This window comes from Pseudomonas sp. KB-10 (assembly GCF_018221585.1).
Lineage (GTDB): Bacteria > Pseudomonadota > Gammaproteobacteria > Pseudomonadales > Pseudomonadaceae > Aquipseudomonas > Aquipseudomonas yangonensis.
Window position 1 is genome coordinate 61,325 of sequence record NZ_QYYB01000005.1, and the last position, 26,991, is coordinate 88,315.

Here is a 26,991-nt window from a genome sequence, read left to right on the forward strand (position 1 = left end):
TGCCTCAGTTCAGTCCGGCCAAACGGCGCAGACGCTGCACTTCCTGGCTGTCCGGGCTCTGCATTTCGGCACAGGCCAGGCGCATGAGAATCGGCTCGCGACGGGCGTTGCCGGGCGCGAGGGCATAACAGGCTCCAATCAGTTCACGTATGACGTTGGGTAGGCGCCAGTGTGCCTTGAGCCGGTTGGCCAGCTCGCTGCTGTGCTGGCGCAGCGCTCGTTGCAGCTGATCCTCATGCAGGGTCAGGCCGCGCTTGCGCCAGATCTGCGCCTGCTGCAGTACGGCCAGTTCCCCCATGCGTTGCAGCAGTGCCGCGCATTGCAGTGGCGCCGGGTCCAGTTGGCAGGCCTTGGCCAGCTCGGCGACCCTCTGGCGCAGGCTCAACTGCGTTTGTAGCAGGCTTTCACCCAAGGCTTTCAGATCGGCGTCCTGCAGGCTGTTCACCGGGCGCAGCGCCAGACCCTGAACAAGGTTCAGCGCGGTGGCGGCACCCAGGCGGCGCACGGCGTCGGCCAGGCTGCTGCATGGCTGTCCTGTACTGTTATAGAGCGGATTGTTGGCCGCAGCGACGAGTCGCGCCTGCACGGCCGGGTCCTGCTGCCAGAGGTCGCCAAGCTCCTGCAAACTGGTGGATGTTGCGGCGATGGCGAGCAGCTGCTGGCGAAGATCATCGCGTAGCGGCAAATCGATTTCGTCGTCGCGCAGTGCGCCCAGGCGCTGAAGAAAGTCTTCTTCGCCGAGTGGCGCAGCGGCAGGTGCGGCAGCCTCTGGCAGCAGTCGCTGCAGGCACTCCAGAACCTTGGGTACCTGAAAGGGTTTGCTGATGAAGGCATTGATGCCCAGCGGGCGTACCTCGAGCACGCTGTTGCGGTCTGCTCGGGCAGTGACCATCACCAGAGCCACCTCGCGGTCCTGGCTGCGCACGGCCTGCAGCAACTGAGTGCCGCTGCCGTCCGGCAGGTTCCAGTCAGCGATCACCAGTTGAGCCGGTTCGCTCTGCCAGGCCGACATGGCGTCTGCCAGGCGTGCCTTGCAGTCGACTCGGGCTGCGGGGCGCAGGCTAAGTACGATCTGTTTGAGCAGATCGGCGATCCAGGGATCGTCTTCTAGAATCAGCACGCGCATGTCAGCTCCTGGTGCTGGACTGGCTATTGTTCGCTTCGTTGAAGGATGCGTTGTCGCTGACTTCGGCAGGTACCGGCTGCGGGCGGCCGAAGTGATAGCCCTGGCCGTAATTGCAGCCTAGCTCGCGCAGGAAGTCGGCCTGAGCGGGTTGTTCGATACCCTCTGCGAGTACTCTGAGGCCCAGGCTCTTGCCCAGCGCTATCACTGCGCGAGCGATGGCGGCGTCCTCGGAGTCGTCGGGCAGGCCACGGACGAAGCTCTGGTCGAGCTTGAGCTTGTCCACCGGCAGGCGCTTGAGGCGCGCCAGCGAACTGTAGCCTGTGCCGAAGTCATCGATGGCCAGGCGCACGCCCAGTGCCCGCAGGCTGGTAAGCAGCTTCAGGGCGGCGTCGGGGTCTTCCATGATCGCGCTCTCGGTCACTTCCAGCTCCAGTTGTTCGGGAGGCAGGCCCGTTTCGGCGAGCACGCTGGCCACTTTCTGGTCGAGCTCGCCTCGGCTGAACAGACGGCTGGAGACGTTCACCGCTACGAAATCCAGCGAGCTGCCCTGGGCATTCCAGCGCACCATCTGACGACAGGCCTGCTCCAGCACCCAGGCATCGATGATGCCGATCATGCCGTTCTCCTCGGCAACCGGGATGAACTCGCCGGGGGGAATCAGCCCGCGTTGCGGATGTTGCCAGCGCACCAAGGCTTCCATGCCTACCTGGCGGCCGTCACGCAGGTCGTGCAGCGGCTGGTAGTAGACGCGCAGCTCCTGGTTATCCAGCGCATGGCGCAGGCTGCTGGCCAGTTCCACGCGCTGGCGGGCGTAGTCGGTGAGTTCCTGCACGTAGAAGGCATAGCCCTCTCGACCACTGCTCTTGGCCTTGAACAGCGCGGAGTCGGCATTACGCAGGACCTGTTCGACCGTGTCGGCATCTCCGGGGAACAGGCTGATACCGATACTGGCGCCGATGTACAGCTCGTGGCCATCGAGGCGGAAGGGCGTTTCCAGGTGACGCAACAGGCTTTGTGCCAGCTCAGCAGCCTGTGCCGCGTCGCCGCAGGCTTCGCAGAGCAGGCCGAACTCGTCGCCGCCAAGCCGGGCCAGGGTCGTGCCGCTGGGCAGATCCTGCTGCAGGCGCTCACCAACGCCCTTGAGCAGCAGGTCGCCGACATTGTGGCCAAGGCTTTCGTTGATGTGCTTGAAGTGATCCAGATCGATCAGCAGCACCGCGCCGCGCAGCTCTTCGATCCCGCTGCGCTCGAGCGCGTGGGCGATACGCTCGGTAAACAAAAGACGGTTGGGCAGGTTGCTCAGCGGGTCGTGATGGGCGAGGTAATCCAGCTCGCGCTGCGAACGCTTGAGTGCGGTGATATCGGAGAACACGGCCACGTAATGGCTGACGTGGCCCAGCTTGTCATGGATCGCGCGGATGCATTGCCATTGCGGGTAGATTTCGCCGCTCTTGCGCCGGTTCCATACTTCGCCGCTCCAGGCGCCACGGTTTTCCAGCGCGTGCCACAGGCTGCGGTAGAAAGCTGCATCGTGACGGCCAGACTTGAGCAGGTTGGGGTGCTGTCCGAGGACTTCCTCACTGCTGTAACCGGTGATGCGGCTGAAGGCGGGATTGATGTGGACGATGCGCTGCTCTGCGTCGGTCACCAGCACGCCTTCCTGGGTGGCATCGAACACGGCAGCAGCCTGACGCAGGCTGTCATCGTTGGCGCGCTGCTGGGTGATATCGCTGGCGATACCGATGAAGCGCTGCGGCTGGCCGTCCTCATCACGCAGCAGCCGGCCGCGAGAGTGAATCCAGCGATAGCTGCCATCGGCATGGCGCAGACGGTGGATGCTGTCGTAATGCTGTTGGCCCAGGTCGGCGTTGAGCGCCTGCAGAGCGCGCTCCTGGTCATCCGGATGCAGGCGTGCAGCCCAGGCCTCACGGGTGTCGCCCAGCGTCTGCGGGGTGAGCCCGAGGAGCTTGGCGTAGCCTTCGGAGAAAAACACGCGGCGACTCGACACATCCCAGTCCCACAGCCCATCGCGCGTAGCGTCCAGCGCCAGGCGCAGGCGCTCCTCGTTGCTCGCCAGTTGCAGGCGCGCACTGCGGTACTGCTGCGCATGGCGGTGCAGCACGAGATACAGCAGCGAACTGGTGAGTACGACGAAGAACAGGCCCTTGAGTGACTGCACGCGCTCCTGCTGCGCCACGGAAAGCCCCAGTGCTGTGAGTAGCTGATCGCTGAGAAGAATCCACAGACCAGCCAATAGCAGGTAGCCCAGGGTCAGACGCAAGGCGGCGGTGTCGATACGCATGAGTGGGCGGCTACGCTCCCTGGAAATGTTGGGCAGTATAGATGGGCGGCGGCTGAAACATTCTTATCTAAAAGACCAACTGGTTTTCTGGCATGGGTCAGGGATAATGTGATCTGGTTCGTCCTTGTAGGACAAACCGCGTTTCCCTATCAAGAGGCAACAGCGCCCATGTGGTACAACGGTTTACTCGACCTGTCGGTCTGGCAGCTGGTGGCTGCGACCTTGCTGATGACGCATGTGACCATCGTCAGCGTCACCGTCTATCTGCACCGCTACTCTGCGCACCGGGCATTGGAACTGCACCCGGCGCTCAAGCATTTCTTCCGTTTCTGGCTGTGGCTGACCACCGGCCAGAACACCCGCGAGTGGACCGCGATTCACCGCAAGCACCACGCCAAGTGCGAAACCGTCGATGACCCGCACAGCCCGGTCATCAAAGGCCTGAGCACTGTGCTGCGCAAAGGCGCCGAACTCTATCAGGAAGAGGCGAAGAACCAGGAAACGTTGCGCATCTACGGCAAGAACTGCCCGGATGACTGGATCGAGCGCAATGTCTACAGCCGTTACCCGATCGGCGGCGTGACCCTGATGGCGATCATCGACCTGGCCCTGTTCGGCGTGCTTGGCATGACCGTATGGGCGATTCAGATGGTGTGGATTCCGTTCTGGGCCGCCGGCGTGATCAACGGCCTGGGCCACGCGGTCGGCTATCGCAACTTCGAGTGCCGCGACGCCGCCACCAACCTGGTGCCCTGGGGCATCATCATCGGTGGCGAAGAACTGCACAACAACCACCATACCTATCCCAACAGCGCCAAGCTGTCGGTGAAGAAGTGGGAGTTCGATATGGGGTGGGCCTGGATCAAGCTGTTCAGCTTCCTCGGCCTGGCCAAGGTGCAGCGCGTTGCGCCCATCGCCCATCGGGTAGAAGGCAAGGGGCATCTGGACATGGACACCGCCATGGCCATCCTCAACAACCGGTTCCAGATCATGGCGCAGTACCGCAAGCTGGTAATCGCGCCACTGGTCAAGCAGGAAGTGGCCAAGGCCGACGAATCCGTTCGTCACCTGTTCCGTCGTGCCAAGCGTTTGCTGTCGCGTGAGCCGAGCCTGCTGCAAGAGCAGCACCATGCGCGCATCGCCGACATGCTGGCGCAGAGCCAGGCGCTCAAGGTGATCTACGAGAAGCGCCTGGCGCTGCAGCAGATCTGGGTCAGGACCAGCAGCAACGGCCACGATATGCTCGAGGCCATGAAGCAATGGGTGCACGAGGCCGAGGCCAGTGGCATCCAGTCTCTGCGAGAGTTCGCCGAGCAGCTCAAGACCTACTCGCTGCGGCCTTCCAGCGCTACCGCTTGATCGCCGTTCGATACCAGCGAAGGCCCGCCGAACTGGCGGGCCTTTGTGTTTGTCCAACAGCTCGCACTATGCTCAATTCAATGCGAGGCAAGGCGGGATGGCCGCTGTAATGGACGATCAAGGCAACGCTGTTTCCGAGTTGGAAGAACTGACCCTGGCGCTGCTGCACAGCCGGGCCGAGGTAGAACGTCTGGGTGAGCGCGAGCAGTTGTTCAGCAGCTTGCTTGGCAGCGTCAACGCGGTGCTCTGGGCCTTCGACTGGAACGAGCAGCGAATGATTTATGTCAGCCCGGCCTATGAGCACATATTCGGTCGCTCCGCCGCACTGTTGTTGGCTGATTACGGTGAATGGCGCAACAGCATTTACCCGGATGATCTCGATTACGCCGCCGAAAGCCTGGCCAAAGTATTGGAAACCGGTGCCGTGGAGTCGCGCGAGTACCGCATCATTCGCGCCGATGGCCAATTGCGTTGGCTCAGCGACAAGTGTTTCGTCAGCCCGAGGCTGAGGGCGGAACAAGGCAACGTGATCGTCGGTATCGCCGAAGACATCACCGAGAAGAAGCGTTTGGAAGGGGAGCTGCATCGGCTCGCCACCACCGATGTGCTGACCCAAAGTAGCAATCGCCGGCATTTCTTCGAGTGCGCCCGCCGCGAGTTCGAGCATGCGCGCAAGTTTGGCAGCCCGCTGGCTTTCCTGCTCCTCGATCTCGATGACTTCAAGAAGATCAACGACCAGTACGGTCACCAGATCGGTGATGAAGTGTTGCGTCGCCTGGCTCATTGCGGCAGCAATGCCTTGCGACGAGGCGATCTGTTCGGGCGTATCGGCGGTGAGGAGTTCGCGGCGCTGTTCCCGGGCTGCGAGCAGGACGTGGCCTTGCAGGTAGCTGAACGACTACAGCGCGAGGTGCAACGCCTCAGCTTTCAGCATGAAGGTACCAGCTTCGGCATCACCGTCAGCCAGGGACTGACCAGTCTGCTTGCAACCGATGTCAGCCTCGATGCGCTCTATGCGCGTGCCGACGCGGCAATGTATCTGGCCAAGCGACAAGGCAAGAACCAGATCGTATTGGGATGATGGCTGGCGAATTTCCGCCTGAGAGCTTGTTCTCATCGGCGGAAATTTGCCTAGCTTCAGATGTCATCGATCGGTCACTCGTCTGCAGAAAAACTGTAACCTATTGCTCTAGAAGCCTTAGCGCGCCCTATGCAGATAGCTGGCGCGCTATCTGCATAGGTCCCGCCTGACCCGACCTGGATGTCGGCGTAAAACAACAACGACGAGAGAGTACTCATGATGCAACACTCTGCCCGCTTCATTCCGGCCGCCTCGCCGCGTTCGCCGTTGTTCCGTTCTTCCTGAGTTTTCACACGCCCCATCGAGCCCGGCTTTAGCCGTGTCTGGCTCGCGGGCGCGTATGCCCCATTCGTTCCGGCCTGCCTCTTCGTGCCGAAGTCTGTGCCGGGCGATGCGTCACCTTAAACACACTGGAGAGAAACATAATGAGAAAGACCTCCCTGGCACTGGCCGTAGCCGCCAGCACCCTGGGCCTGAGCCAAGTCGCTTCCGCCGATTTCATCGGCGATAGCAAAGCCAGCTTGACCATGCGCAACTTCTACTTCGACCAGAACACCGTGAACACCACCAATAACAATGGTGAGGCCAGCGAGTGGGGTCAGGGCTTCATTCTCAATTACCAGTCCGGTTTCACTGAAGGCACCGTCGGCTTCGGCGTCGACGCGGTCGGCATGCTGGGCGTGCGTCTGGACGGCGGTGGCCGTGCTACCAAGGCTGGCCGTGATCGCACTCCGGGCCAATTGTTCCCGCTGGAAAGCGATGGCAGCGCCGTGGATGACTTCAGCAAGGCTGGCGCTACCGCCAAGGTTCGCGTCTCCAAGACCGAAGGCCGTATCGGTACCCTGATGCCGAAGCTGCCGATCCTGGTGTCCAACGACGGTCGCCTGCTGCCGCAGATGTTCGAAGGCGGCATGATCACCTCCAATGAAATCGACAACCTGACCCTGACTGCAGGTCAGATCGAGCATGCCACCAGCCGTGCTTCGAGCAACAGCACCGGCTTGTCGGTCGCTGGCGGTAGCGAGGCCTCCAACAAGTTTTACTTCGCTGGCGGTGACTGGAAGGTCAACAGCGATCTGACCGCGCAGTACTACTACGCGAACCTGGAAGACTACTACAAGCAGCACTTCGCCGGTCTGGGCCACAACCTGGCGCTGGGCGAAGGTAGTCTGAAAACTGACCTGCGTTACTTCCGTACCACTTCCGACGGTAAGAACGGCAAGGAAGCGGGCTACTCCGTGGGTGGTTACACCCGTAACGGTGACGGCAAGATCGACAACAACACCTGGAGCGCTGCCTTCACCTACAGCCTGGGCAGTCATGCCGTCATGCTCGGCCATCAGCGCGTGTCCGAGGACAGCAACTTCGTCCAGCTGAACCAGGGCGGTATCGAGGGCTCCACGGGCGCCAGCGTCTATCTGCTGACCGACCGTCTGGTGAACAGCTTCACCCGCGCCGGTGAGCGCACCACCTTCGGTCAGTACAGCTATGACTTCGCCAGTGCTGGCGTACCTGGCCTGAAGGCTTCGGTAGCCTATCTGAAGGGCACCAATATCAAGACCACTGGCAGCGATGCCAAAGAGTGGGAGCGTGACGTAGCTCTGGACTACGTGTTCCAGGATGGCGCTCTGAAAGGTCTGGGTCTGGGCTGGCGTTACGGCGTGCTGCGTGGCAACGCTGCAACCGACACCGACCAGAACCGCCTGATCGTCAGCTACACCCTGCCGCTGCTCTAAGGCGGTATGGGCGGGGCCTTGTGCCGCCTGCGCTGTCATAAAAGCCCGCATCGAAAGATGCGGGCTTTTTTCATTCCGCGGTCGCTACGCTCGCGTTCGCCGATGCAGCGAGAATGGCGCTGGCCAGGGCCATATCGTCGGCGTTCTGCAATTGCGGGTTGGCGCTGCGCAACTGCTGCATCGCGGCCTCCAGATGCGGCCCGCGGATTTCTCCGTTGCTGGCGACGAAGCTGCTGGCGTCTTCTTCAGTCGCCGCGACCAGCTTGCGATCCTTGAATGTAAGGTAGGTCGAGGCGGTGGTGGCGCCCGAGGACAGAATATCGCGCAGCAGGCCATCGGCTGCTGCGGTCTGGGCGATCAGGCAGGCACTGAGCGCCAGTGCGGCACGGCTCGTTACACGCATGATGAAACTCCTGTGGGGCGGTTCTTGTCCTAGGAGTGGTACAAGCCGCTTGTGGTTCCTTGGCGGCGATGGCCGGTTGCCACGCCGGTCAGTTCCGCAGCCTGTGCGCGCGATGTTGATGGCGCCACCAGAGCAGCGCCGAGCTGACTGCCAGCGCGCCGAACACCAGGAACTGCCAGGCCCAGGGCAGATCCGGAAACAGGTAGGACAGCGCCCCGACGCCGACAGCCACCAGACCTATCCACAGCAGATAGCCGCCGGCGCCGAACACTTCGAGAATCAGCAGCAGGGTGGCCAGTGCCAGCCAGTCCCAGAACGACAGATGTTGCAGGTAGGTGATCATGAGAAGACGCGGCTACCTGTAGCCAGACAGTTTGCCGGTCGCCCTTGGGTGTGCATCGCTAAGACTCCATTGCCAGATACAACAATCTAAGCACAGCGGCTGAGGCTCTGCCGCCGACCCCTTCGCAAGGTGGGCGGATGCCGGTCAATCCTTGCGAACTGGAGCGCATCCAAGCGTTTGGCAGGCGGCTTGACAGCGTAGTGCTTGCGCGTCATCGCTGCGCGGGTATCAGCGCTGTTCGCTTTGCGGCGTAACGCGCAGCACTTCCTCGATGGTGGTCAGCCCGGCCGCGACCTTCTGCGCGCCGGACAGGCGCAGGCTGCGCATGCCGTCCTTGAAGGCGGCCCGGCGTAGCAGTGTCAGGTCGGTGTCGGCGCTGATCAGTGGCTTGATCGCGTCGTTGATCAGCATGATTTCGTAGACCCCGGCGCGGCCGCGGTAGCCGGTTTCGCGGCACTCCAGGCAACCGACGGCGTGGTGAGCCTGGGTCGGCAGTGGCGAGCTCCAGGGCCGGGTCAGGCCGTTCCAGGTGTCCTCGTCCAGCTGCACCGGCGCCTTGCAATGCGGGCACAGGGTGCGCACCAGGCGCTGGGCCATGACGCCGAGGATGGTCGCCTTGAGCAGGTAATGCGGCACGCCCAGTTCGAGCAGGCGGGTGATGGCGCTGGGGGCGTCGTTGGTGTGCAGGGTGGAGAGCACCAGGTGACCGGTCAGCGCCGCCTGAATCGCCATCTCAGCGGTTTCCAGGTCGCGGATCTCGCCGACCATGATGATGTCCGGGTCCTGGCGCATCAGCGCACGTACACCGCTGGCGAAGTTCAGATCGATGTTGTGCTGCACCTGCATCTGGTTGAAGGCGCCCTCAATCATCTCGATAGGGTCTTCGATGGTGCACACGTTCACTTCCGGCGTAGCCAGTTGCTTGAGCGTGGTGTACAGCGTGGTGGTTTTGCCCGAGCCGGTGGGGCCGGTAACCAGGATGATGCCGTTGGGCTGGCTGGTCATGCTGGCCCAGCGGCGCAGATCTTCAGGGGAGAAGCCGAGCTGGTCCGGGCTTTTCAGCAGCACTTCCGGGTCGAAGATACGCATCACCATCTTCTCGCCGAAGGCGGTGGGCAGGGTCGACAGGCGCAGTTCCACCTCGCCGCCGTCCGGGGTCTTGGTCTTGACCCGACCGTCCTGCGGTTTGCGTTTTTCGGCGATGTTCATGCGACCGAGGTTCTTCAGGCGGCTGACCACCGCCATGGTGACCTGGGCGGGGAACTGATAGACGGTGTGCAGCACGCCGTCGATACGAAAGCGCACGGTGCCCTGCTCGCGGCGCGGTTCGATGTGGATATCGCTGGCGCGCTGCTGGAAGGCGTACTGGAACAGCCAGTCGACGATATTGACGATGTGTGCGTCGTTGGCATCCGGTTCCTGATCCTGCGCGCCGAGGCTCAGCAGTTGCTCGAAGTTGCCGACGCCGCTGACCTTCTGATCGCTGGCGCTGGCGCCGCTGACCGAGCGTGCCAGGCGATAGAACTCGGTGGTGAAACGCTGGATGTCCGCCGGGTTGGCCACCACGCGCTTGATTGGGCGCTTGAGCACGTGCACCAGGTTGGCTTCCCAGCTGTGCACCAGCGGCTGGCTGCTGGCGATGGTGACGCTCTCGCTGTCCACCGCCACGGCGAGAATCTTGTGACGTTGGGCGAAGGCGTAGGACATCAGCGGAGTGATGGCCGGCACGTCGATCTTCAGCGGGTCGATACGCAGATAGGGTTGGCCGGCGAAGTTGGCCAGCCAGACGGTAAGGGTTTCCAGATCGAGCTTCTTGCCCGGGCGCGTCAGGTCGTCGACCTGCTGCGCGGCGAGAAACTCCAGCGGGTGCTGGTTGTTGTTCAGTGAGCTGCGGCGAATCGCCAGGCACTGCTCGGCCACGTCCTGCTCGACCCGGCCCTGGGCCACCAGCTCGCGCAGCAGGTCGCCAAGATCCAGTACACGGTCAGGGGCGGTAGCGGTGAAGGCGGACATGCGGGCTCCTCGGGGTTGGCCTGAACAAGGGTAGCAGGTCGTTTTTCACCGACCTTTTAGCCGAGCTAGGATGCCCGAAAAGCTGCGCCAGGGCGAAGTGCCTGGCGTGACCGAATGCCTGCTTCAGGCCACTTCCGTCTCCAGGCTGTGATCCAGATGCTGCCAGCTCACCTCCCACACGCACACCAGGCCGCGCAACTTCTGGGCCAGTACCCCGGCCCGGTGCAGCGAGAGGCCGGGCAGGCGCAGGTCGATGTGCAGATCATCTTGCAGACGCTCCATGTGCAGAGCCTCGGGAAGCAGCTGCAATTGGGCGAACAGGCCCAGCAGACGGCACATCACGTCGGCTTCGGCATCGGTGCGCAACTGATATTCGACGCAGGCATCGGGGCGATCCTGCCAGGGATCGCGACGGTTATGGGCGGACGGAAAGGGGGTGGTGTCAGGCATGGCGGCGGCTCGGGCAGGTTTTGCCTAAGTTTCCGCCTTATTCCGGCGAAATTTTTGTCTTGTTTTCTAAGGTAAACCGTCTTTTGCGAATAGACTTGCCTCATTGATGGGTTATTGAGGATTTTTTATGTCCGTCGCGCTAGATGCCTACGATCAACGCATTCTTGCCCTGCTGCAGGAAGATGCTGGCCTCTCCACCGCCGAGATCGCCGAGCGCATCGGCTTGTCCCAGTCACCTTGCTGGCGCCGTATCCAGCGGCTCAAGGAGGAAGGGGTGATCCGCAAGCAGGTGACCCTGCTCGATCGCAAGCGAATCGGCCTGCACACCCAGGTATTCGCGCAGGTCAAGCTCAACGCCCATGGCCGCTCCAACCTGACCGAGTTCGCCGAAGCCATGCGCGAGTTTCCCGAGGTGCTGGAATGCCATGTGCTGATGGGCGCGGTGGACTTCATGCTGCGCATCGTCACCCGCGATATCGAGGCTTATGAGCGCTTCTTCTTCGAGAAGCTGTCGCTGGTGCCCGGTATCCAGGAGGTGAACTCCATCGTCGCGCTGTCGGAGATCAAGTCCACCACCAGCTTGCCGCTTGCTTAGGGTTTGATCACCACCGCAGGCGGCTGCTCGGCGTTGCGCTTGCCGGGAGGTGTAAGCCCCATGGACACGTAGATGCTGGTCAGTTGCTCCACGCCCATGTCGGCGGGGCGTATCCATTGCTCGGGTACGTAGAGCAGACCGCCACCCACCGGGATTGGCGCGGTGGGAATGAGAATGGCGCAGTAGGCGCGGCCTTCCAGCTCGATGCTTTCCGAGCTGGGGCGCAGGGCAAGCACGGCGGCACCGTCGCCACCGAAGAAGCACCACACCGGCGCCATGGTGGCGATGTCCGGGTTCTTGCTCCTGTCCAGCAGGCCTACGAAGCGGTCGGCCAGATTGTAGAAGTTACCGATCAATGGCGTGCGCCGCAGGGTGCGATCGAGCAGCCAGGACAACGGACGGCGCAAGCCCAGTTGCACTGCCAGTCCCAGCGGATAGAGGCTGGCCAGCAACACCAGGCTGCCCAGCAGGTAGGCCATGTAGCCGTTGCTGGAGAAGGGCTGGCCGAGTGCAGCGAACAACTGGCCGATCAGGGTCGAGGGGCCGATCAGGCGGTTGAACAGGCTGAATATCCAGGCGAGCAGTGCCAGGGTCAGCACCAGTGGCAGTAACGCCAGCAGGCCGGTCAGCCAGGTAGTGACGACGGATTTCAGGCTGCGTCTGATCATGCCTCGGTTTCCTCGATGAATATGCCGGCGACTTTACGTCAGGACGTCCGGCGCCGGGCCGTTACGTCTGCTCCGCGAGCCGGTATTTGACGACAACACTTTTCCTTCGACCGTTTCGCTTTCCTGAGGTGCAAAAAAAGCCCGGCGCTAGGGCCGGGCGGAGTCGGTACACGAAGTACCAAGAAGCAGCGTTGGATCGCGCAACTTACATACCGAGCAAGTTCGGCAGGGCCATGGACACGGCCGGGATGTAAGTGATCACCATCAGGAAGCTGATCAGCATCATCAGCCACGGCAGCGCGGCGCGTATCACCGAGGTCAGCGGCATGCCGGTCACCGCCGAGGTGACGAACAGGTTCAGCCCCACCGGCGGCGTGATCAGGCCGATCTCCATGTTCACCACCATGATGATGCCCAGATGGATCGGGTCGATGCCCAGCTGCATGGCAATCGGGAACAGGATCGGTGCGAGGATCAGGATGATTGCCGACGGTTCCATGAAGGCACCGGCGATCAGCAGCACGATGTTCACCACCAGCAGGAACTGCCACGGCTGCAGGCCCAGCTCCACCACCCAGGCGGTGATCTGCTGCGGGATCTGCTCGGTGGTCAGCACGTGGGCGAAGAGCATGGCGTTGGCGATGATGAACATCAGCATGATGGTCAGCTTGCCGGACTCCAGCAGCACCTTCGGGCACTCGCGGATGGTCAGGTCCTTGTACACGAACAGGGCGACGAAGCCGGCATAGACCGCGGCCACGGCCGCAGCTTCGGTCGGTGTGAACATGCCGGTGTAGATACCGCCGAGGATGATCACCATCAGCAGCAGGCCCCAGAACGCCTCACGGGCCGCACGCAGCCATTCGCGGAAGCTGGCGCGCGGCAGGGCGGGCAGCTTCTTGATGCGTGCGACGACGTAGATCGCGATCATCAGCACCAGGCCGAGCAGGACGCCCGGGATCACCCCGGCCATGAACAGCTTGCCCACCGACTGTTCGGTGGCGGCCGCGTACACCACCATCACGATCGACGGTGGAATCAGGATGCCCAGCGTACCGGCGTTACACACGATGCCGGCGCCGAAGGCTTGCGGGTAACCGGAGCGCACCATGCCGGCGATGGCGATGGAGCCGACCGCAGCCACGGTCGCCGGCGAAGAACCGGACAGCGCGGCGAACAGCATGCACGCCAGTACCGCACCGATGGCCAGGCCGCCACGAATGTGACCGACGCAGGCGTTGGCGAAGTCGATCAGGCGCTTGGCCACGCCGCCGGTGGTCATGAACGCACCGGAGAGCAGGAAGAACGGGATCGCCAGCAGCGTGTAGTGCTCGGAGGTTTCGAACAGCTTGATCGCCAGCGAGCGCACCGAGTCGGGGCTGAACAGCATGATGGTGATCGAACCGGCCAGGCCGAGCGACGCGGCGATCGGCACGCCGATGAACATCAGCAGAAACAGCAGCAGGAAGAGGAACAGAACGGTCATTATTTGGCCTCCTCGTGCTCATTGACCTTCAGGGCGTCGGCGGCCTCGTCGGCCAGACCCAGGCCGGTCTGCTGATTGCGCAGGATGCGTACGAGGATTTCCAGGAAACGGATGAACACCATGGTGTAGCCGAAGGGCACGATCATGCCGATATGCCATTGCTGGATGCCGTAGTGGCCGAGGTCTTCGGCGCCGATACCGGCGATGAACAGGGTGCGAACCCAGTCGAAGCTGCCGACCGCGATCAGGCCGGCGTAGCCCAGGCAGGCCAGGCAGGCGATCACGCCGATCACGCGCTGCACGCCGCGCGGGGCGAGTTTGACCAAGGCATCGACGCCAATGTGGCCGGCGGTGCGAACGCCGTAGGCCAGGCCGAAGAAGATCAGCCAGCCGAACAGGGCCTTGGTCAGAGCACTGCTCCAAGTCATTGCCTGGGCAAGGTCGAGAATGAAGTCGCCGATAGCGAGCAGGGCCTCGTTACCGCCGAAGAAGTCACCCAGCCAATAGAACAGGGTGTAGAAGTTATTGAGGATCACGTAGACGAAAGTGATCAGCGTCATGGCCGCCAGGAGAAAAGCGATAAAGCCTTCCTCGAAGTGCTCCCAGACGCGCCGCAAGGCGTTCATGGTCGGTTCTCCCGAATGGAAAGGGCGTAGGGTGGGACGGTAGCCGACCCACCGGTTACAGCATTGAGCGACGCCCATCGCGGGCGCCGCGGTGGGTCAGCGCAGCAATGCCCTGCCCACCCTACGGCTCTCCGGCCTTATTGCTGGTTGGCGGCTTGCGCGGCCTTGATCAGATCTGCGCCGATCTCGCCTTCGAACTTCTTCCATACCGGCTGCATGGCATCGCGCCATTGGCCGCGCTGCTCAGGAGTCAGGGTCAGGATTTCGGTGCTGCCTGCCTCGATGATGCGCTGCTTGTCGCCTTCGTTGAGGGCGTCAGCCTGCTTGTTCACCTCGACGGTAACTTCGGCGATGATCTTGTCCAGCTCGCTACGTACGTCAGCCGGCAGACCGTCCCAGAACTTGGTGTTGGTGATCAGCATGTAGTCCAGCAGGCCATGGTTGGACTCGGTGATGTACTTCTGCACTTCGTGCATCTTCTGGCTGTAGATGTTCGAGTACGGGTTCTCGGCGCCGTTGACCACGCCGGTCTGCAGGCCTTGGTAGACCTCGGCGAAGCTCATTTTGCGCGGGTTGGCGCGTACGGCCTTGAACTGCTCTTCCAGTACGGCGGAGGCCTGTACGCGGAACTTCAGACCGCGGGCATCCTTGGGCTCCAGCAGCGCCTTGTTGGCCGACAGCTGCTTCAGGCCGTTGTGCCAGTAGGCCAGGCCGGTGATGCCTTTGTCGGTCATGGAGGTCAGCAGCTTCTGGCCTTCCGGACCTTTCTGGAAGCGATCGACTGCAGCCATGTCGTCGAACAGGAACGGCAGGTCGAATACCTGCAGCTGCTTGGTGTAATGCTCGAACTTGGCCAGGGACGGGGCGATGATCTGGACGTCGCCGAGCAGCAGCGCTTCCATTTCCTTGCCGTCGCCGAACAGCGAGGAGTTCGGGTAGACCTCGACCTTGACCTTGTCGCCCAGACGCTCTTCAGCCAGCTGCTTGAACAGCACGGCACCCTGACCTTTCGGGGTGTGCTCGGCAACCACGTGAGAGAACTTGATGACGATCGGATCGGCCGCGTGGACGACGCCGGCGATGGACAGGGACAGGGCGCAAGCCAGCGCCTTGGCAGTCAGTTTGAACATGCGGATGCTTCCTCTTGTTGTGTTTTATCGCATTGGCGCCGAGGCGCTGCTGACGAACGGACAAGAGCAAGTCTAGGCGGCTTGGAGAAAAACGCCGGTGGCATCAGCGAGGCCTGGACTTGTACTTGTGGGTTCGCTTGGGGCTAGCCTAGAGCAACCCTTGTGCCAGTCCGCTGTGGGCGGATTCCATGTGCCCGGGAAAGGCCCGTGGCTGCGGGCTTTGATGGCTTTTTGCCGAGGGTTGCGCCGGCGTGCGAGCCTGCTGCCGGCAAGTCTTTAACGCTGGAGTTGGCGGTTTGCCGCCAGTCAGTCGAAGTCCTCTGGCGAGCTTCCGCCAGCGCCGGAGAAATTCAACCCATGTTTGCGCAGCTTGTCATGCAAGGTCTTGCGCGGCACGCCAAGCGCTTCGGCCAGGCTGCGCAGCGAGCCGTGCGGGCGACTCAGTTCGGCCGCGATCAACGCACGTTCGAAGGCTTCGACCTGCTCGCTGAGCCCGCCGTTGACCGGCGGTAGGTTCGGCGCGTTGCTGTCCAGTGCCAGTTCCAGGCCCAGGGCGAAACGTTCGGCGGCGTTCTGCAGTTCGCGCACGTTGCCCGGCCATGGATGACGCAGCAGCAGCGCACGCTGGCCCGGCTGCAGTTCGCGCGGAGCCAGGGCATGGCGGGCGGCCGCCCCTTCGGCGAAGTGCTGGAACAGCAGCAGGGCATCCTCGCCGCGCTCGCGCAGCGGCGGAATCGAGAGCGGCGCGACGTTGAGGCGGTAGTAGAGGTCGGCGCGGAAACGCCCGGCATCGGCGGCCTGGCGCAGGTCTTCCTTGGTCGCGGCAATCACGCGGATATCCAGCGGGATCAGCTGGTTGCCGCCGAGACGCTCGACCACCCGTTCCTGCAGCAGGCGCAACAGCTTGACCTGCACGTCCAGGCTCATGCTCTCGATCTCGTCGAGGAACAGGGTGCCGCCATTGGCGAACTCGAACTTGCCGATTCTGCGCTTCTGCGCGCCGGTGAAGGCGCCTGCCTCGTGGCCGAACAGCTCGCTCTCCACCACCGATTCGGCCAGCGCACCGGCGTTGATGGCGACGAAGGGGCCGTCGCGGCGACTGGACAGATCGTGCAGGGCGCGGGCGACCACCTCCTTGCCGGCGCCGGTCTCGCCGAGGATCAGCACGTCGGTGGCGATGCCGGCGAGCGCGCCGATCTGTTCGCGCAGGCGCTGCATGGCAGGCGACTGACCCACCAGGCGGCTGGAGAGTTGCTGGCGGTCGTTGAGCGCCATGCGCAGGCTGCGGTTGTCCAGCACCAGGCGACGCAGTTCCAGGGCGCGGCGCACGCTGTCGAGCAGAGCATCGTTGGCGAAGGGCTTTTCCAGAAAATCGTAGGCGCCGGCGCGCATCGCCTGTACGGCCAGTGGCACATCGCCGTGACCGGTAATCAGCAGTACCGGCAGCTCGGCATCGCGTTCGCGAAGCTGCTGCAGCAATTGCAGGCCGTCGATGCCCGGCATGCGGATATCGCTGACCACAACGCCGGGCCAGCCGGCCGGGATACGCGCTGCCAGGCCCTGGGCGTCGCCCAGGCTGAGGACCTTGAGCCCGGCCAGGTCGAGCGTCTGGCTGAGCGCCTGGCGCAGATGGGCATCGTCGTCGATCAGCAGTACCTGAATGCGGCTGTCGATGGCGCTGTCGCTGGTCATGGCGAAGGATCCTCAGATGGTTGCAGGTTGACGCCGGGGCTGGCCAGGCGCAGGCGCAGGGTGATCAGCGCGCCGCCGGCCGGATGATTGGCCAGCAGCAGTTCGCCGTCCAGCGCCCGCACCAGACTATCGCAGATGGCCAGGCCGAGCCCCAGGCCCTGGGCGCTGGTCTTGGTGGTGAAAAAGGGCTCACGCGCACGGGCGAGGGATTCGGCCGAGAAGCCCGGGCCATTGTCGCGCAGCAGCAGCTCGAGGTGTTCGGCCTGATGCTCGATGCTGATCCAGATGCGCCGTGGCGGCGCCTTGTCGACCAGGGCATCGAGCGCATTGCCGAGCAGGTTGCCGAGCACCTGGCGCAGGCGTGTCTCGCCGGCCTGGACCCAGAGCGTGGCGTCCGGCAGGTCGCGGATCAACTCCACATCCATGGCCCGGCGGCGTTTGGCGAGCAAGGCCAGGGCGTCGTCCAGCGCCGGCTGCAGAGCGACCCGCTCCGGTGCATGGCGATCACGGCGGGCAAAGGCGCGCAGATGGGCGATGATCGAGGCCATGCGCTCGGTCAGTTCGCTGATCAGCTTGAGGTTGGCACGGGCATCGTCGCTGCGCTGGTGATCGAGCAAGGTGCTGGCGTTCTCCGCGTAGCTGCGGATCGCGCCCAGCGGCTGATTGAGCTCGTGACTGATACTGGCGCTCATGGTGCCGAGCGCGGAAAGCTTGCCGGCCTGGACCAATTCGTCCTGGGCGCGCACCAGTTCCTGCTGGGCCTGCTCGCGCTCCAGCACTTCCTGTTTCAGTCGGCTGTTAAGCAGTTCCAGGTCTCGCGTGCGTTCGGCCACTCGCTGCTCCAGTTCGGCCTTGGCGCGGGCATCGAGGGCGATGCGTTCCAGGTAATGACGGCGACGCAGGATCAGCAGGCCAAGCAGCAGGAGCACGGCCAGCAGGGCAGCCGCACCGACAGCTACCGCGCTGCGCACAGGGCGGTCGAGCAGGATGCGCGGGGCGAGAATGCTCACCGTCCAGCCGGTTTCTTCCAGGGCGCGGCTTTGTGTCAGCCAGGCGTTGGGCTCAAGCTCGAGCGCGGGCGGCGCCTGGGTTGGGTAGGGCTGGTTGGCGGCGATCGCCAGTTGCTCGGTGCGGTCCAGTGGGCGGCTGGCATGGAAGCGCCAGTCCGGGCGTGAGGTGAGAATCACCACGCCATTGGTGTCGGTAACCAGCAGCTGTTCAGGGGTATTGCCCCATAGCGTTTCGGTGTGGTCCAGGTCGACCTTCACCACCAGTGCGCCAATGTTGTGATCGTCTTCGCGCACCGGGTAGGCGAAGTAGTAACCGCGTTTGCCGGAGGTGGTGCCGAGGCCGAAGAAGCGGCCCAGGCGCCCCGCCAGTGCTTCGCGAAAGTACGGGCGAAAGGCGAAATTGCCGGCGACGAAGCTGTCGGGCTTGTCCCAGTTGGAGGCGGCCAGGGTGACACCGCGGGTGTTCATCAGGTAGATCACGTCGGCGCCGGTCTGGTTCTTCACGCGCGCCAGCAGGCGGTTGGCGCTGTCCAGCACGGCGGGATCCTCTGGCGCCTGCAGTGCGGCGCGCAGGCCGGGCAGGTCACCGAGAATCTGCGGCAGCACCTCGTAGCGACGCAGCGTACCGAGCAGGTTGGCCACGTAGAGGTCCAGTGTCTGCCGATTCTGTTCGGTCAGTACTTCGCGGTAGTAACGCTCGGCGAGAAAGTGCACCGGCCACAGCAGTGGCGCGAGCAGCAGCGCCAGCAGCACGAGGCTGCGCCAGCGCAGGCGACGGGGAGTGGCGGTGTTCGTGCTCATGGAAAACCGTGCAGAAATGATCGGCGCATTATGCACGTTAAGCGAGCGGCCGGTGATATGCGCCGGCCGCTGATGTCAGTTCATGCGCTGCAGGCAGGTGTCCAGTGCCGTGCGCCAGTCCGGCAGGCGAATCTGCCACTCTTCCTCCAGGCGCTCGCCATCCAGGCGCGAATTGAGAGGGCGCTGCGCCGGTGTCGGGTAGTCGCTGCTGGGGATGGGGCGCAGCCGGGCGCAGGGCTTGCCGGCCGCACGCAGACGCTCGGCGATGGCGCTGGCGAAGCCGAACCAGCTGGTCTCGCCCTGGCAGGTCAGGTGATAGGTGCCCCAGCGATGACGTCCTTGCTGCCACTTTTCGATCAGTTCGGCGGTGGCGCTGGCAATACTACCGGCCCAGGTCGGGGCGCCGATCTGGTCGTCGACCACGCTGAGCTCCTCGCGCTCCTGCAGCAGGCGCTGCATGGTCAGGAGGAAGTTGCGCCCGTGCTGCGAGTAGACCCAGCTGGTACGCAGGATCAGGTGGTCGCAGCCACTGATGCGCAGTGCCTGTTCCCCGGCAACCTTGCTGGCGCCGTAGACACCCAGCGGGCGCGGCGTGTCCGCCTCGCGGTAGGGCGTGGTCTTGCTGCCGTCGAAGACGTAGTCGGTGGAATAGTGGATCAGCGGGATGTCCAGTTCGAAGCAGGCATCGGCCATGACGCCCGGCGCTTCGGCATTGATGGTGAAGGCCAGTTCGCGCTCCTGTTCGGCCTGATCGACGGCGGTGTAGGCGGCGGCATTGATCACCAGCGCCGGGCGCTCGCGCAGAATGATTTCGCGCAGGCTGGCCGGGCGCGACAGGTCGAAATCCTGACGACCGAGGCTGATCAATTCATGCTCGCGCAGGGCCAGTTGCAACTCGCGGGCGACCTGGCCGGTGTGGCCGCTGATCAGAATCTTCATGGGAAGGTCTCGGCGTCTGCAAGGCTCAGGCCCTGTTGATCCTTGGCCGACAGTTGTGGCGTCAGGCCGTCCAAGGGCCAGTCGATGGCCAGCTGCGGGTCGTCCCAACGGATGCAGCGTTCATGGGCAGGGGCGTAATAATCGGTTGTCTTGTAGAGGAACTCGGCGTACTCACTGAGCACCAGGAAACCGTGTGCGAAGCCCTCCGGTACCCACATCTGGCGTTTGTTTTCGGCCGACAGATGAACGCCGACCCATTTGCCGAAATTCGGCGAGCTGCGCCGCACATCCACCGCCACGTCATAGACCTCGCCGGCGTTGACGCGCACCAGCTTGCCCTGGGCTTGCTGCACCTGATAATGCAGGCCGCGCAGCACGCCTCGCGCTGAACGCGAGTGGTTGTCCTGCACGAACTCCCGGGTCACTCCGCTGGCTTCGGCGAAGCGCCGTGCGTTGAAGCTCTCGTAGAAAAAGCCGCGTTCGTCGCCGAACACCTGGGGCTCCAGAATCAGCACTTCCGGTAGTGCGGTCGCGATCACTTTCACAGCGACTCCTCCGCCAGTTTGTAAAGGTATTGACCATAACCGGTCTTGCCCAGCGCCTTGGCGCACCTAAGCAATTTCTCGCGGTCGATCCAGCCCTGCTGATAGGCAATTTCCTCAAGGCAGGCGACTTTCAGACCCTGGCGTTTCTCCACCGTCTGTACGTACTGCGAAGCGTCGATCAGGCTGTCGTGAGTGCCGGTATCGAGCCAGGCAAAGCCACGGCCGAAGCGCTCCACGCGCAGGTCGCCACGGGCCAGGTAGGCATTGTTCACATCGGTAATTTCAAGCTCGCCGCGTGGCGAGGGTTTGACTGCCTTGGCGATTTGCACCACATCATTGTCGTAGAAATACAGGCCGGTGACGGCGAAGCTGGATTTGGGCTTAGCCGGCTTTTCCTCGATTGACAGCGCATTGCCTGCCGCGTCGAACTCGACCACGCCGAAGCGCTGAGGATCGCTGACCCAGTAACCGAAGACCGTGGCGCCGCTGTCGTGGCTGGCGGCGCGTAGCAGCATCTCGGTGAAGTGCTGGCCGTGGAAAATGTTGTCACCGAGGATCAGGCAGACCGAGTCGTTGCCGATGAACGACTCGCCGATCAGGAACGCCTGGGCCAGGCCGTCCGGTGAAGGTTGCTGGGCATACTGCAGCCTGATGCCGAACTGGCTGCCGTCGCCGAGCATCTTCTCGAAGTTGGGCAGGTCTTCGGGGGTGGAGATGATCAGAATCTCGCGAATGCCGGCCAGCATCAGCACCGACAGCGGGTAATAGATCATCGGCTTGTCATAGATCGGCAGCAGCTGTTTGGAAACACCCAGGGTGATGGGATGCAGGCGGGTGCCGGAGCCGCCGGCGAGAATGATGCCTTTCATTGAAGCTCCTTAGAGTGCGCCGAGTCGCTGGCCCTGATAGCTGCCATCCTGCACGCGGCGACACCATTCGAGATTGTCCAGGTACCACTGCACCGTCTTGCGCAGACCTGTTTCGAAGGTCTCCTGCGGCACCCAGCCCAGTTCGCGTTCGATCTTGCTGGCGTCGATGGCATAGCGCAAGTCGTGGCCCGGGCGGTCCTGCACATAGGTGATCAGATCTTCATAGCGCGCGATTCCAGCCGGTTTCTGGGGAGCCAGCTCTTCCAGCAGGGCGCAGATGGCGCGTACCACGTCGAGGTTCTTCTGCTCGTTGTGTCCGCCGATATTGTAGGTCTCGCCGACTTCGCCTTCGCTGACCACCTTGAGCAGCGCTCGCGCGTGATCTTCTACATACAGCCAGTCGCGTACCTGCTGGCCGTTGCCATACACCGGCAGCGGCTTGCCGGCCAGGGCATTGAGGATCATCAGCGGGATCAGCTTCTCGGGGAAATGATAGGGGCCGTAATTGTTCGAGCAGTTGGTGATCAGCACCGGCAGGCCATAGGTGCGTTGCCAGGCGCGGACCAGATGGTCGGACGCGGCCTTGCTCGCCGAGTAGGGCGAGCTGGGGGCATAGGGGGTGGTTTCGGTAAACAGGTCATCGACACCGTGCAGGTCGCCGTAGACCTCATCGGTGGAGATGTGGTGGAAGCGGAAGGCCGCCTTGCGCTCGGGGCTCAGGGTTAGCCAATAGGCGCGTGTATTTTCCAGCAGGCTGTAGGTGCCGACGATGTTGGTCTGGATAAAGGCCGCGGGGCCATCGATGGAGCGGTCGACGTGGGATTCGGCCGCCAGATGCATGATGGCGTCTGGCTGGAATTCGCTCAGCGTCGCAGCGACTCGCACGGCATCAGCAATATCGGCCTGAACGAAGCGGTAGCGCGGGTTCGTGGCAATCTCCAGCAGGGACTCCAGATTGCCGGCGTAGGTCAGTTTGTCGAGATTGAGCACTTCGTGCTCGGTGTCCTGAATCAGGTGGCGAATCAGCGCCGACCCGATGAAGCCGGCGCCGCCGGTAATAAGAATGCGCATCTGCTCACCACCTCGCTACTTAGCTTTTCGCCATACCCACAAGCCAAGTGCGGTAAGTGCAATGAACAAGCGATGGATATGGAGTTGAGCACAAACAAAAAAGCCCGCATGAACGCAGGCCCTGATAGTAGATGGTGCCGGCACCAGGAGTCGAACCCGGGACCTACTGATTACAAGTCAGTTGCTCTACCAGCTGAGCTATACCGGCACGGAAGGGCCGCCATTATATCCATTCGTCAGTCTGAGTAAAGCCACGTTCAAGGCAGGATTTTTCAGGCGCGGCTATCAACAGCTTTCGTCTTATGCACAAACGTAAGGCACGTGTCACCGCTGTGCACCTTGTCCGTGCGCTCGCTCACGTTTTTTTGCAAGTCATTGTTTTTACTAGGACTTCAGCGATTGTTCGAAAAATGATCAGACGTTTGCGAGGCTATTCCCGATTGGCTTTGCAGGACTTGCCCAGAAAGGATCAACAGAGTTATCCACAGCTTCTGTGAGCAACTCAGGCGCGTTCCGCCAGAAGCAGCAGGTTGCGTGGGCTCAATTGGTAATCGCAGAAGGCGCCCAGCCTGACGCTATAGCCCTGTTCTTCCAGGTACAGGGCACGATCCAGCAGCAACCAGAGTTCCAGTGGGCGACGGAACAGGTTGCGTAGCAGTTCCAGGTTGCGTACTTCGGCCAGGCGTTGCCAGCCGCGCGCTTTCAGAGTGGCCCAGTCCTGCTCGCCAGGCGAAGGTACATTGCGAAGGGTGGCAAGGTCATGACAGAAGCGGGCGAAAGGTTTGCTCAGCCAGTCGCTGGGCAGCGAGGGGGTCGGCAGGTATTCGTCGACACCGCGTAACTGGCGTTGCAGCAGGTCGAAGGCCAGGCGCCAGGCCATGGATTGGTCGCGTTGCCTGCGTACCCGAGCCCCGGCCGTGACGGTCTCGCTTAGCGGCAGGCCCAGGTCGTCGCGTGAAAGCTGTAGCGCCGATGCTTGCGCTGCAGTCGAGAGCGGTTGGTACTGCTTGCCGGCGATGCGGTTATAGCAGCAGGGGGCGACTGCCAACTGCGAGCAGCCAGTGCGGCTGGCCAGTTGCAGCAGGCGCACATGCAGGTCGCCGCAGGCGTGCAGAGCTACCGGGGTATGTTCTTTGCTCAGGCGTTCGCTGCAATCATCGGCCAGCACATCCTGCTGCAGGTGCATGGCATCCAGCCCCAGCCGTTTGCTCAATGCGCTACCGGATTCGATCAGTGCCGGGTCGCACTCCAGGCAGGTCAGGCGCTGATCATCCTCGGTCAGCCAGCGACCGAGATGCCCCTTGCCTGAACACCAGTCGAGCCAATGCAGCGGGCGTTGACGAAATTGCAGGTGACTGGCGAAGGCCTGAATCTGCGCCAGCTTTCTTCCGGGCACATCGACGCTCAGGGCATGTGCGCGCTCCGGGCCATGCAGGCTTGGGAGTTCGTCCAGCTGGCTAAGCGCCTTTGCCTGGCAGGCCAGGGCGGTGAACGGGGCGGGTGCCACGAGCGCGAAGAGGTCGCTGTCGCTGGCTTGTGCCTGCTCCAGAGAGCGGCTGCGCAGCCAGGCGGAGAGTTCGGGTAGCTCTGCCTCCCAGGGCAGGTGCAGATGATAAAACGGCCTTGGACGCCACAGCGCCTGGTGCTGCAGGAGAAAGTTGTCCAGCGCCTGGAAGCGGACGAGGAGTTCGCCTGAGGTAAGAATGGGCTCGGACATGGCGTCTATGGTGAAAAAAGCGGGCCGCCTGTGCAGGCGACCCACAGGCTTAACGGCCCTGGCAGGCGTCGACGCGCAGCCAGCGTTCGAGCAGCTTGAAGAGGTTGATCAGAATGAAGGTGATCGCCAGATAGAACAGCGCGGCGGTGAAGAAGAACTCCATGCTTACATAAGTGCGGGCATTGAGCGTGCGTGCCATGCCGGTCAGTTCCAGCAGTGTGACCGTGCTGGCCAGGGCGCTGGCCTTGAGCATCAGGATCACTTCGTTGCTATAGGCCGGCAGGCCGATACGCGCGGCGCGCGGCAGGATGATGTGCAACATGGCCTGGGCGCGCGACATGCCCAGAGCGCGGGCAGCCTCGATCTCCCCTGGCGGCACGGCCTGGATGGCGCCGCGCAGAATCTCGGCGATATAAGCGGCGGTGTGCAGGGTCATGGTGAGCACCGCGCACCAGTACGGATCACGCAGATAGGGCCAGAAGATGCTCTGGCGTACGGCATCGAACTGGGCCAGGCCGTAGTAGATGAGGAACAGCTGCACCAGCATCGGTGTGCCGCGGAAGAAGAAGATGTAGCCGTAGGGCAGGGCGCGCACGTACCAGCGTTTCGACGCGCGGGCGATGCCCATGGGCAGTGCCAGGATCAGCCCGGCAATGACGGCAACTGCCAGCAGTTCGACGGTCAGCAGCGCACCTTCGAACATCTTCGGCAGGTACTTGTAGATCAGCTCCCAGTTCATTGGTTGCTCCTGACGAAGCCGCGTGAGGCTTTCTTCTCAAGGAAGTGCAAGCCGATCATGGCAATGATGGTCAGCCCCAGATAGATGATGGCGGCGACCAGGAAGAAGGTCATCGGATTCTTGGTGGCAGTGACCGCGATCTGTGCCTGGCGCATGATTTCGGTGAGGCCGACCACCGACACCAGGGCGGTGTCTTTCATCAGAATCATGAACAGGTTGCCGAGTCCGGGCAGGGCGATGCGCCACATCTGCGGCATGATCAGCTTCCACAGGATGCGCCCCTTGGACATGCCAAGTGCCTGGCCGGCTTCACGGTGCCCCTTGGGAATGGCCAGAATGGCGCCGCGGAATACCTCGGTGGCATAGGCGCCAAAGCACAAGCCGAGGGCGATGACGCCCGCAGCGAACGGGCTGAGTTCCAGGCTGCCGACGCCCAGGCTTTCGCCCAGCGCGCGCAAAACGTTGACGGTGCTGAAGTAGATCAGCAGTACCCAGAGCAGCTCGGGCACGCCGCGTACGATGGTGGAGTAGCTACCGCCGAGCCATTGCAGCGGCTTGTACGGCGAAGTCTTGGCCAGCGCGCCGAGCAGACCGAGCACCAGACCTAGAGCCAGCGCGCAAAGCGCCAGCTGAATGGTCATCAGGGTGCCAGCGGCCAGGGCGGGGCCGAATCCTTGGAGGTCGAAGATCATCGGAGGGCTCGGGCGACTGCGCCGCCAGGTCGGAGGCGCAGTGCCTTCAGGTCATCAGTAGATGCTGAACGGGAAGTACTTATCGTTGATCTGCTTGTAGGTGCCGTCTTCGATGATGGCTTGCAGAGCGGTGTTCAGCTTCTCGCGCAGCGGGTCACCCTTGCGCACGGCAATGCCGATCTTGTCGTTGTCGAATACCGGGTCGCCCTTGAACTCGAAGTCCTTGCCGGCGTCGCTCTTGAGCCATTCCCAGTTGACGAAGGTATCGGCCAGTACGCCGTCGAGGCGGCCGGAGGCCAGGTCGAGGTAGGCGTTTTCCTGGGTGTCGTACAGCTTGATGTCGACCACCTTGCCCAGGTTGTCTTCCAGCCAGGTGCCGGCGATGGTGGCGCGCTGAGCGCCGATCACCTTGCCTTTGAGGCTGGCTTCATCGGTCTTGAAATCGGCCGACTTGGGCGCGATGAACTGCAGCTTGTTGGTGTAGTAGGGTTCGGTGAAGTCGACTGCCGCCTGACGCTCTTCGGTGATCGACATGGAGGCGATCAGGAAGTCGAACTTCTTGGCGTTGAGGGCCGGGATGATGCCATCCCAGTCGGAGGTGACCACTTCGCACTCGGCCTGCATCTTGGCGCATAGCGCCTGGCCGATTTCCACGTCGAAGCCGGTGACCTTGCCGCTGGCGTCGATCAGGTTGAAGGGAGGGTAGGCGCCTTCGGTGCCGAGTTTCAGTTTGTCAGCGGCGACAGCGCTGGTGCCGAAGGCCAGGGTAGCGGCTGCGGCCAGCAGGATCTTCTTATAGTTCTGCATGCATGTTGCTCCGTGTTATCGATTGCTGGACATGAATTGTTTACAGCGTGCCGATTGCGGGTTGTCGAACACCTGGGCCGGTGGCCCCTGTTCCTCGACCAGGCCCTGGTGAAGGAACACTACTTCGCTGGATACCTGGCGAGCGAAATTCATTTCATGGGTGACCAGCAGCATGGTGCGTCCCTCGTCGGCAAGCGCGCGAATCACATTAAGCACTTCTTGTACCATCTCCGGGTCGAGGGCCGAGGTCGGCTCATCGAACAGGATCACCTTCGGCTGCATGGCCAGGGTGCGGGCAATGGCCGCGCGCTGCTGCTGGCCGCCGGAAAGCTGATTGGGATAAACGTGGCGCTTGTCGGCGATGCCGACCTTGGCCAGTAGTGCCTCGGCCACCTCGATGGCCTCGGCCTTGCTCTGGCCTAGCACGCGGCGTGGCGCCTCGATGATGTTGTCGAGCACGCTCATGTGCGGCCACAGGTTGAAGTTCTGGAAGACGAAGCCGATCTCGCTGCGCAGGCGATTGATCTGCTTGTTGTCTGCGGCAACCAGGTCGCCGTTCTTCGCGGCCTTGAGCTTGAGCTCCTCGCCAGCGACGAAAATCTGACCCTGATGCGGGTTTTCCAGCAGGTTGATGCAGCGCAGGAAGGTGGACTTGCCGGAGCCGGAGGAGCCGAGAATCGAGATGACATCGCCGTCTTTGGCCGTCAGGGAGATGCCCTTGAGCACTTCGAGATCGCCGTAGCGTTTGTGCAGGTTGCGAATTTCCAGCGCGGGCGTCGCCTCGGCCATGG

25 protein-coding genes and 1 tRNA gene are annotated in these 26,991 nt (G+C 62.8%); 4 read left to right on the plus strand and 22 right to left on the minus strand.

Annotated features, from left to right (window positions below; all coding sequences use genetic code 11):
• Positions 1-4: 4 nt before the first annotated feature.
• The gene (locus DXK50_RS14980; RefSeq protein WP_212630862.1) at positions 5-1,126 is read right to left on the minus strand and encodes an HDOD domain-containing protein; all 1,122 of its coding nucleotides are present in this window, start codon (positions 1,124-1,126) and stop codon (positions 5-7) included.
• A 1-nt stretch (position 1,127) separates the two neighbouring features.
• Positions 1,128-3,428 carry a phosphodiesterase DibA gene (gene dibA, locus DXK50_RS14985; RefSeq protein ID WP_212630863.1) on the minus strand — a complete coding sequence of 767 codons (2,301 nt, stop codon included), beginning with the start codon at positions 3,426-3,428 and terminating at the stop codon, positions 1,128-1,130.
• Between the two features lie 168 nt (positions 3,429-3,596).
• Between dibA and desA the strand changes: the two genes are divergently transcribed.
• The 3 genes from desA to DXK50_RS15000 all read left to right on the plus strand — a co-directional run bounded on the left by desA (position 3,597) and on the right by DXK50_RS15000 (position 7,604).
• Positions 3,597-4,787, plus strand: a complete 1,191-nt coding sequence (gene desA, locus DXK50_RS14990) for a delta-9 fatty acid desaturase DesA (protein ID WP_161866198.1) — start codon at positions 3,597-3,599, stop codon at positions 4,785-4,787.
• Positions 4,788-4,896: 109 nt separating this feature from the next.
• Entirely contained in the window at positions 4,897-5,868 is a 972-nt protein-coding gene (locus DXK50_RS14995) for a GGDEF domain-containing protein (RefSeq protein ID WP_161866197.1), read from the plus strand.
• 425 nt (positions 5,869-6,293) lie between these two features.
• On the plus strand, positions 6,294-7,604 hold the full coding sequence (locus DXK50_RS15000) for an OprD family porin (protein ID WP_212630864.1): 1,311 nt from the start codon (positions 6,294-6,296) through the stop codon (positions 7,602-7,604).
• Between the two features lie 70 nt (positions 7,605-7,674).
• On the opposite strand, the gene DXK50_RS15005 is transcribed toward DXK50_RS15000, so the two are convergent.
• The 4 genes from DXK50_RS15005 to DXK50_RS15020 form a co-directional block, all read right to left on the minus strand.
• Positions 7,675-8,007, minus strand: a complete 333-nt coding sequence (locus DXK50_RS15005) for a DUF2388 domain-containing protein (protein WP_212630865.1) — start codon at positions 8,005-8,007, stop codon at positions 7,675-7,677.
• 88 nt (positions 8,008-8,095) lie between these two features.
• Positions 8,096-8,350, minus strand: a complete 255-nt coding sequence (locus DXK50_RS15010; RefSeq protein ID WP_161866194.1) for an NfeD family protein — start codon at positions 8,348-8,350, stop codon at positions 8,096-8,098.
• A 228-nt stretch (positions 8,351-8,578) separates the two neighbouring features.
• Entirely contained in the window at positions 8,579-10,363 is a 1,785-nt protein-coding gene (locus DXK50_RS15015; RefSeq protein ID WP_212630866.1) for a type IV pilus assembly ATPase TfpB, read from the minus strand.
• A gap of 123 nt (positions 10,364-10,486) precedes the next feature.
• A complete protein-coding gene (locus tag DXK50_RS15020; RefSeq protein WP_249186880.1) occupies positions 10,487-10,813 on the minus strand; it encodes a hypothetical protein in 327 nt (108 codons plus the stop codon).
• A gap of 127 nt (positions 10,814-10,940) precedes the next feature.
• Between DXK50_RS15020 and DXK50_RS15025 the strand changes: the two genes are divergently transcribed.
• Entirely contained in the window at positions 10,941-11,408 is a 468-nt protein-coding gene (locus DXK50_RS15025; protein ID WP_212630867.1) for an Lrp/AsnC family transcriptional regulator, read from the plus strand.
• Here the strand turns inward: DXK50_RS15025 and DXK50_RS15030 are convergent.
• The 16 genes from DXK50_RS15030 to DXK50_RS15105 form a co-directional block, all read right to left on the minus strand.
• Positions 11,405-12,076, minus strand: coding sequence for a DUF502 domain-containing protein (locus DXK50_RS15030; protein ID WP_212630868.1), 672 nt, complete (start codon positions 12,074-12,076; stop codon positions 11,405-11,407). The genes DXK50_RS15025 and DXK50_RS15030 overlap by 4 nt on opposite strands.
• 205 nt (positions 12,077-12,281) lie before the next feature.
• Positions 12,282-13,562 (minus strand): C4-dicarboxylate TRAP transporter large permease protein DctM, encoded by a 1,281-nt coding sequence (gene dctM, locus DXK50_RS15035; protein ID WP_212630869.1) that lies wholly within the window; start codon positions 13,560-13,562, stop codon positions 12,282-12,284.
• On the minus strand, positions 13,562-14,188 hold the full coding sequence (locus DXK50_RS15040; RefSeq protein WP_212630870.1) for a TRAP transporter small permease: 627 nt from the start codon (positions 14,186-14,188) through the stop codon (positions 13,562-13,564). Before DXK50_RS15040 ends, dctM begins: the two co-directional genes overlap by 1 nt.
• 137 nt (positions 14,189-14,325) lie before the next feature.
• Positions 14,326-15,318, minus strand: a complete 993-nt coding sequence (dctP, locus tag DXK50_RS15045) for a C4-dicarboxylate TRAP substrate-binding protein DctP (protein WP_197859204.1) — start codon at positions 15,316-15,318, stop codon at positions 14,326-14,328.
• Between the two features lie 306 nt (positions 15,319-15,624).
• Positions 15,625-17,010 carry a sigma-54-dependent transcriptional regulator gene (locus DXK50_RS15050; protein ID WP_212630871.1) on the minus strand — a complete coding sequence of 462 codons (1,386 nt, stop codon included), beginning with the start codon at positions 17,008-17,010 and terminating at the stop codon, positions 15,625-15,627.
• Positions 17,007-18,821, minus strand: a complete 1,815-nt coding sequence (locus tag DXK50_RS15055) for a sensor histidine kinase (protein WP_212630872.1) — start codon at positions 18,819-18,821, stop codon at positions 17,007-17,009. The genes DXK50_RS15050 and DXK50_RS15055 overlap by 4 nt, the downstream gene beginning before the upstream one ends.
• Positions 18,822-18,896: 75 nt before the next feature.
• The gene (gene rfbD / locus DXK50_RS15060; protein ID WP_212630873.1) at positions 18,897-19,760 is read right to left on the minus strand and encodes a dTDP-4-dehydrorhamnose reductase; all 864 of its coding nucleotides are present in this window, start codon (positions 19,758-19,760) and stop codon (positions 18,897-18,899) included.
• Positions 19,757-20,305 carry a dTDP-4-dehydrorhamnose 3,5-epimerase gene (gene rfbC / locus DXK50_RS15065; protein WP_212630874.1) on the minus strand — a complete coding sequence of 183 codons (549 nt, stop codon included), beginning with the start codon at positions 20,303-20,305 and terminating at the stop codon, positions 19,757-19,759. Before rfbC ends, rfbD begins: the two co-directional genes overlap by 4 nt.
• The gene (gene rfbA / locus DXK50_RS15070; RefSeq protein ID WP_212630875.1) at positions 20,302-21,174 is read right to left on the minus strand and encodes a glucose-1-phosphate thymidylyltransferase RfbA; all 873 of its coding nucleotides are present in this window, start codon (positions 21,172-21,174) and stop codon (positions 20,302-20,304) included. Before rfbA ends, rfbC begins: the two co-directional genes overlap by 4 nt.
• Before the next feature lie 9 nt (positions 21,175-21,183).
• Positions 21,184-22,245, minus strand: coding sequence for a dTDP-glucose 4,6-dehydratase (gene rfbB, locus DXK50_RS15075; protein WP_212630876.1), 1,062 nt, complete (start codon positions 22,243-22,245; stop codon positions 21,184-21,186).
• Between the two features lie 132 nt (positions 22,246-22,377).
• A tRNA-Thr gene (locus tag DXK50_RS15080) sits at positions 22,378-22,453 on the minus strand.
• 294 nt (positions 22,454-22,747) lie between these two features.
• The gene (locus DXK50_RS15085; protein ID WP_212630877.1) at positions 22,748-23,962 is read right to left on the minus strand and encodes a methyltransferase; all 1,215 of its coding nucleotides are present in this window, start codon (positions 23,960-23,962) and stop codon (positions 22,748-22,750) included.
• Between the two features lie 49 nt (positions 23,963-24,011).
• A complete protein-coding gene (locus DXK50_RS15090) occupies positions 24,012-24,701 on the minus strand; it encodes an ABC transporter permease (protein ID WP_212630878.1) in 690 nt (229 codons plus the stop codon).
• On the minus strand, positions 24,698-25,393 hold the full coding sequence (locus DXK50_RS15095; protein ID WP_013717636.1) for an ABC transporter permease: 696 nt from the start codon (positions 25,391-25,393) through the stop codon (positions 24,698-24,700). Before DXK50_RS15095 ends, DXK50_RS15090 begins: the two co-directional genes overlap by 4 nt.
• Positions 25,394-25,447: 54 nt before the next feature.
• Positions 25,448-26,200 carry an ABC transporter substrate-binding protein gene (locus DXK50_RS15100; protein ID WP_013717635.1) on the minus strand — a complete coding sequence of 251 codons (753 nt, stop codon included), beginning with the start codon at positions 26,198-26,200 and terminating at the stop codon, positions 25,448-25,450.
• 15 nt (positions 26,201-26,215) lie between these two features.
• On the minus strand, positions 26,216-26,989 hold the full coding sequence (locus DXK50_RS15105; protein ID WP_161866173.1) for an ABC transporter ATP-binding protein: 774 nt from the start codon (positions 26,987-26,989) through the stop codon (positions 26,216-26,218).
• Between the last annotated feature and the right edge of the window lie 2 nt (positions 26,990-26,991).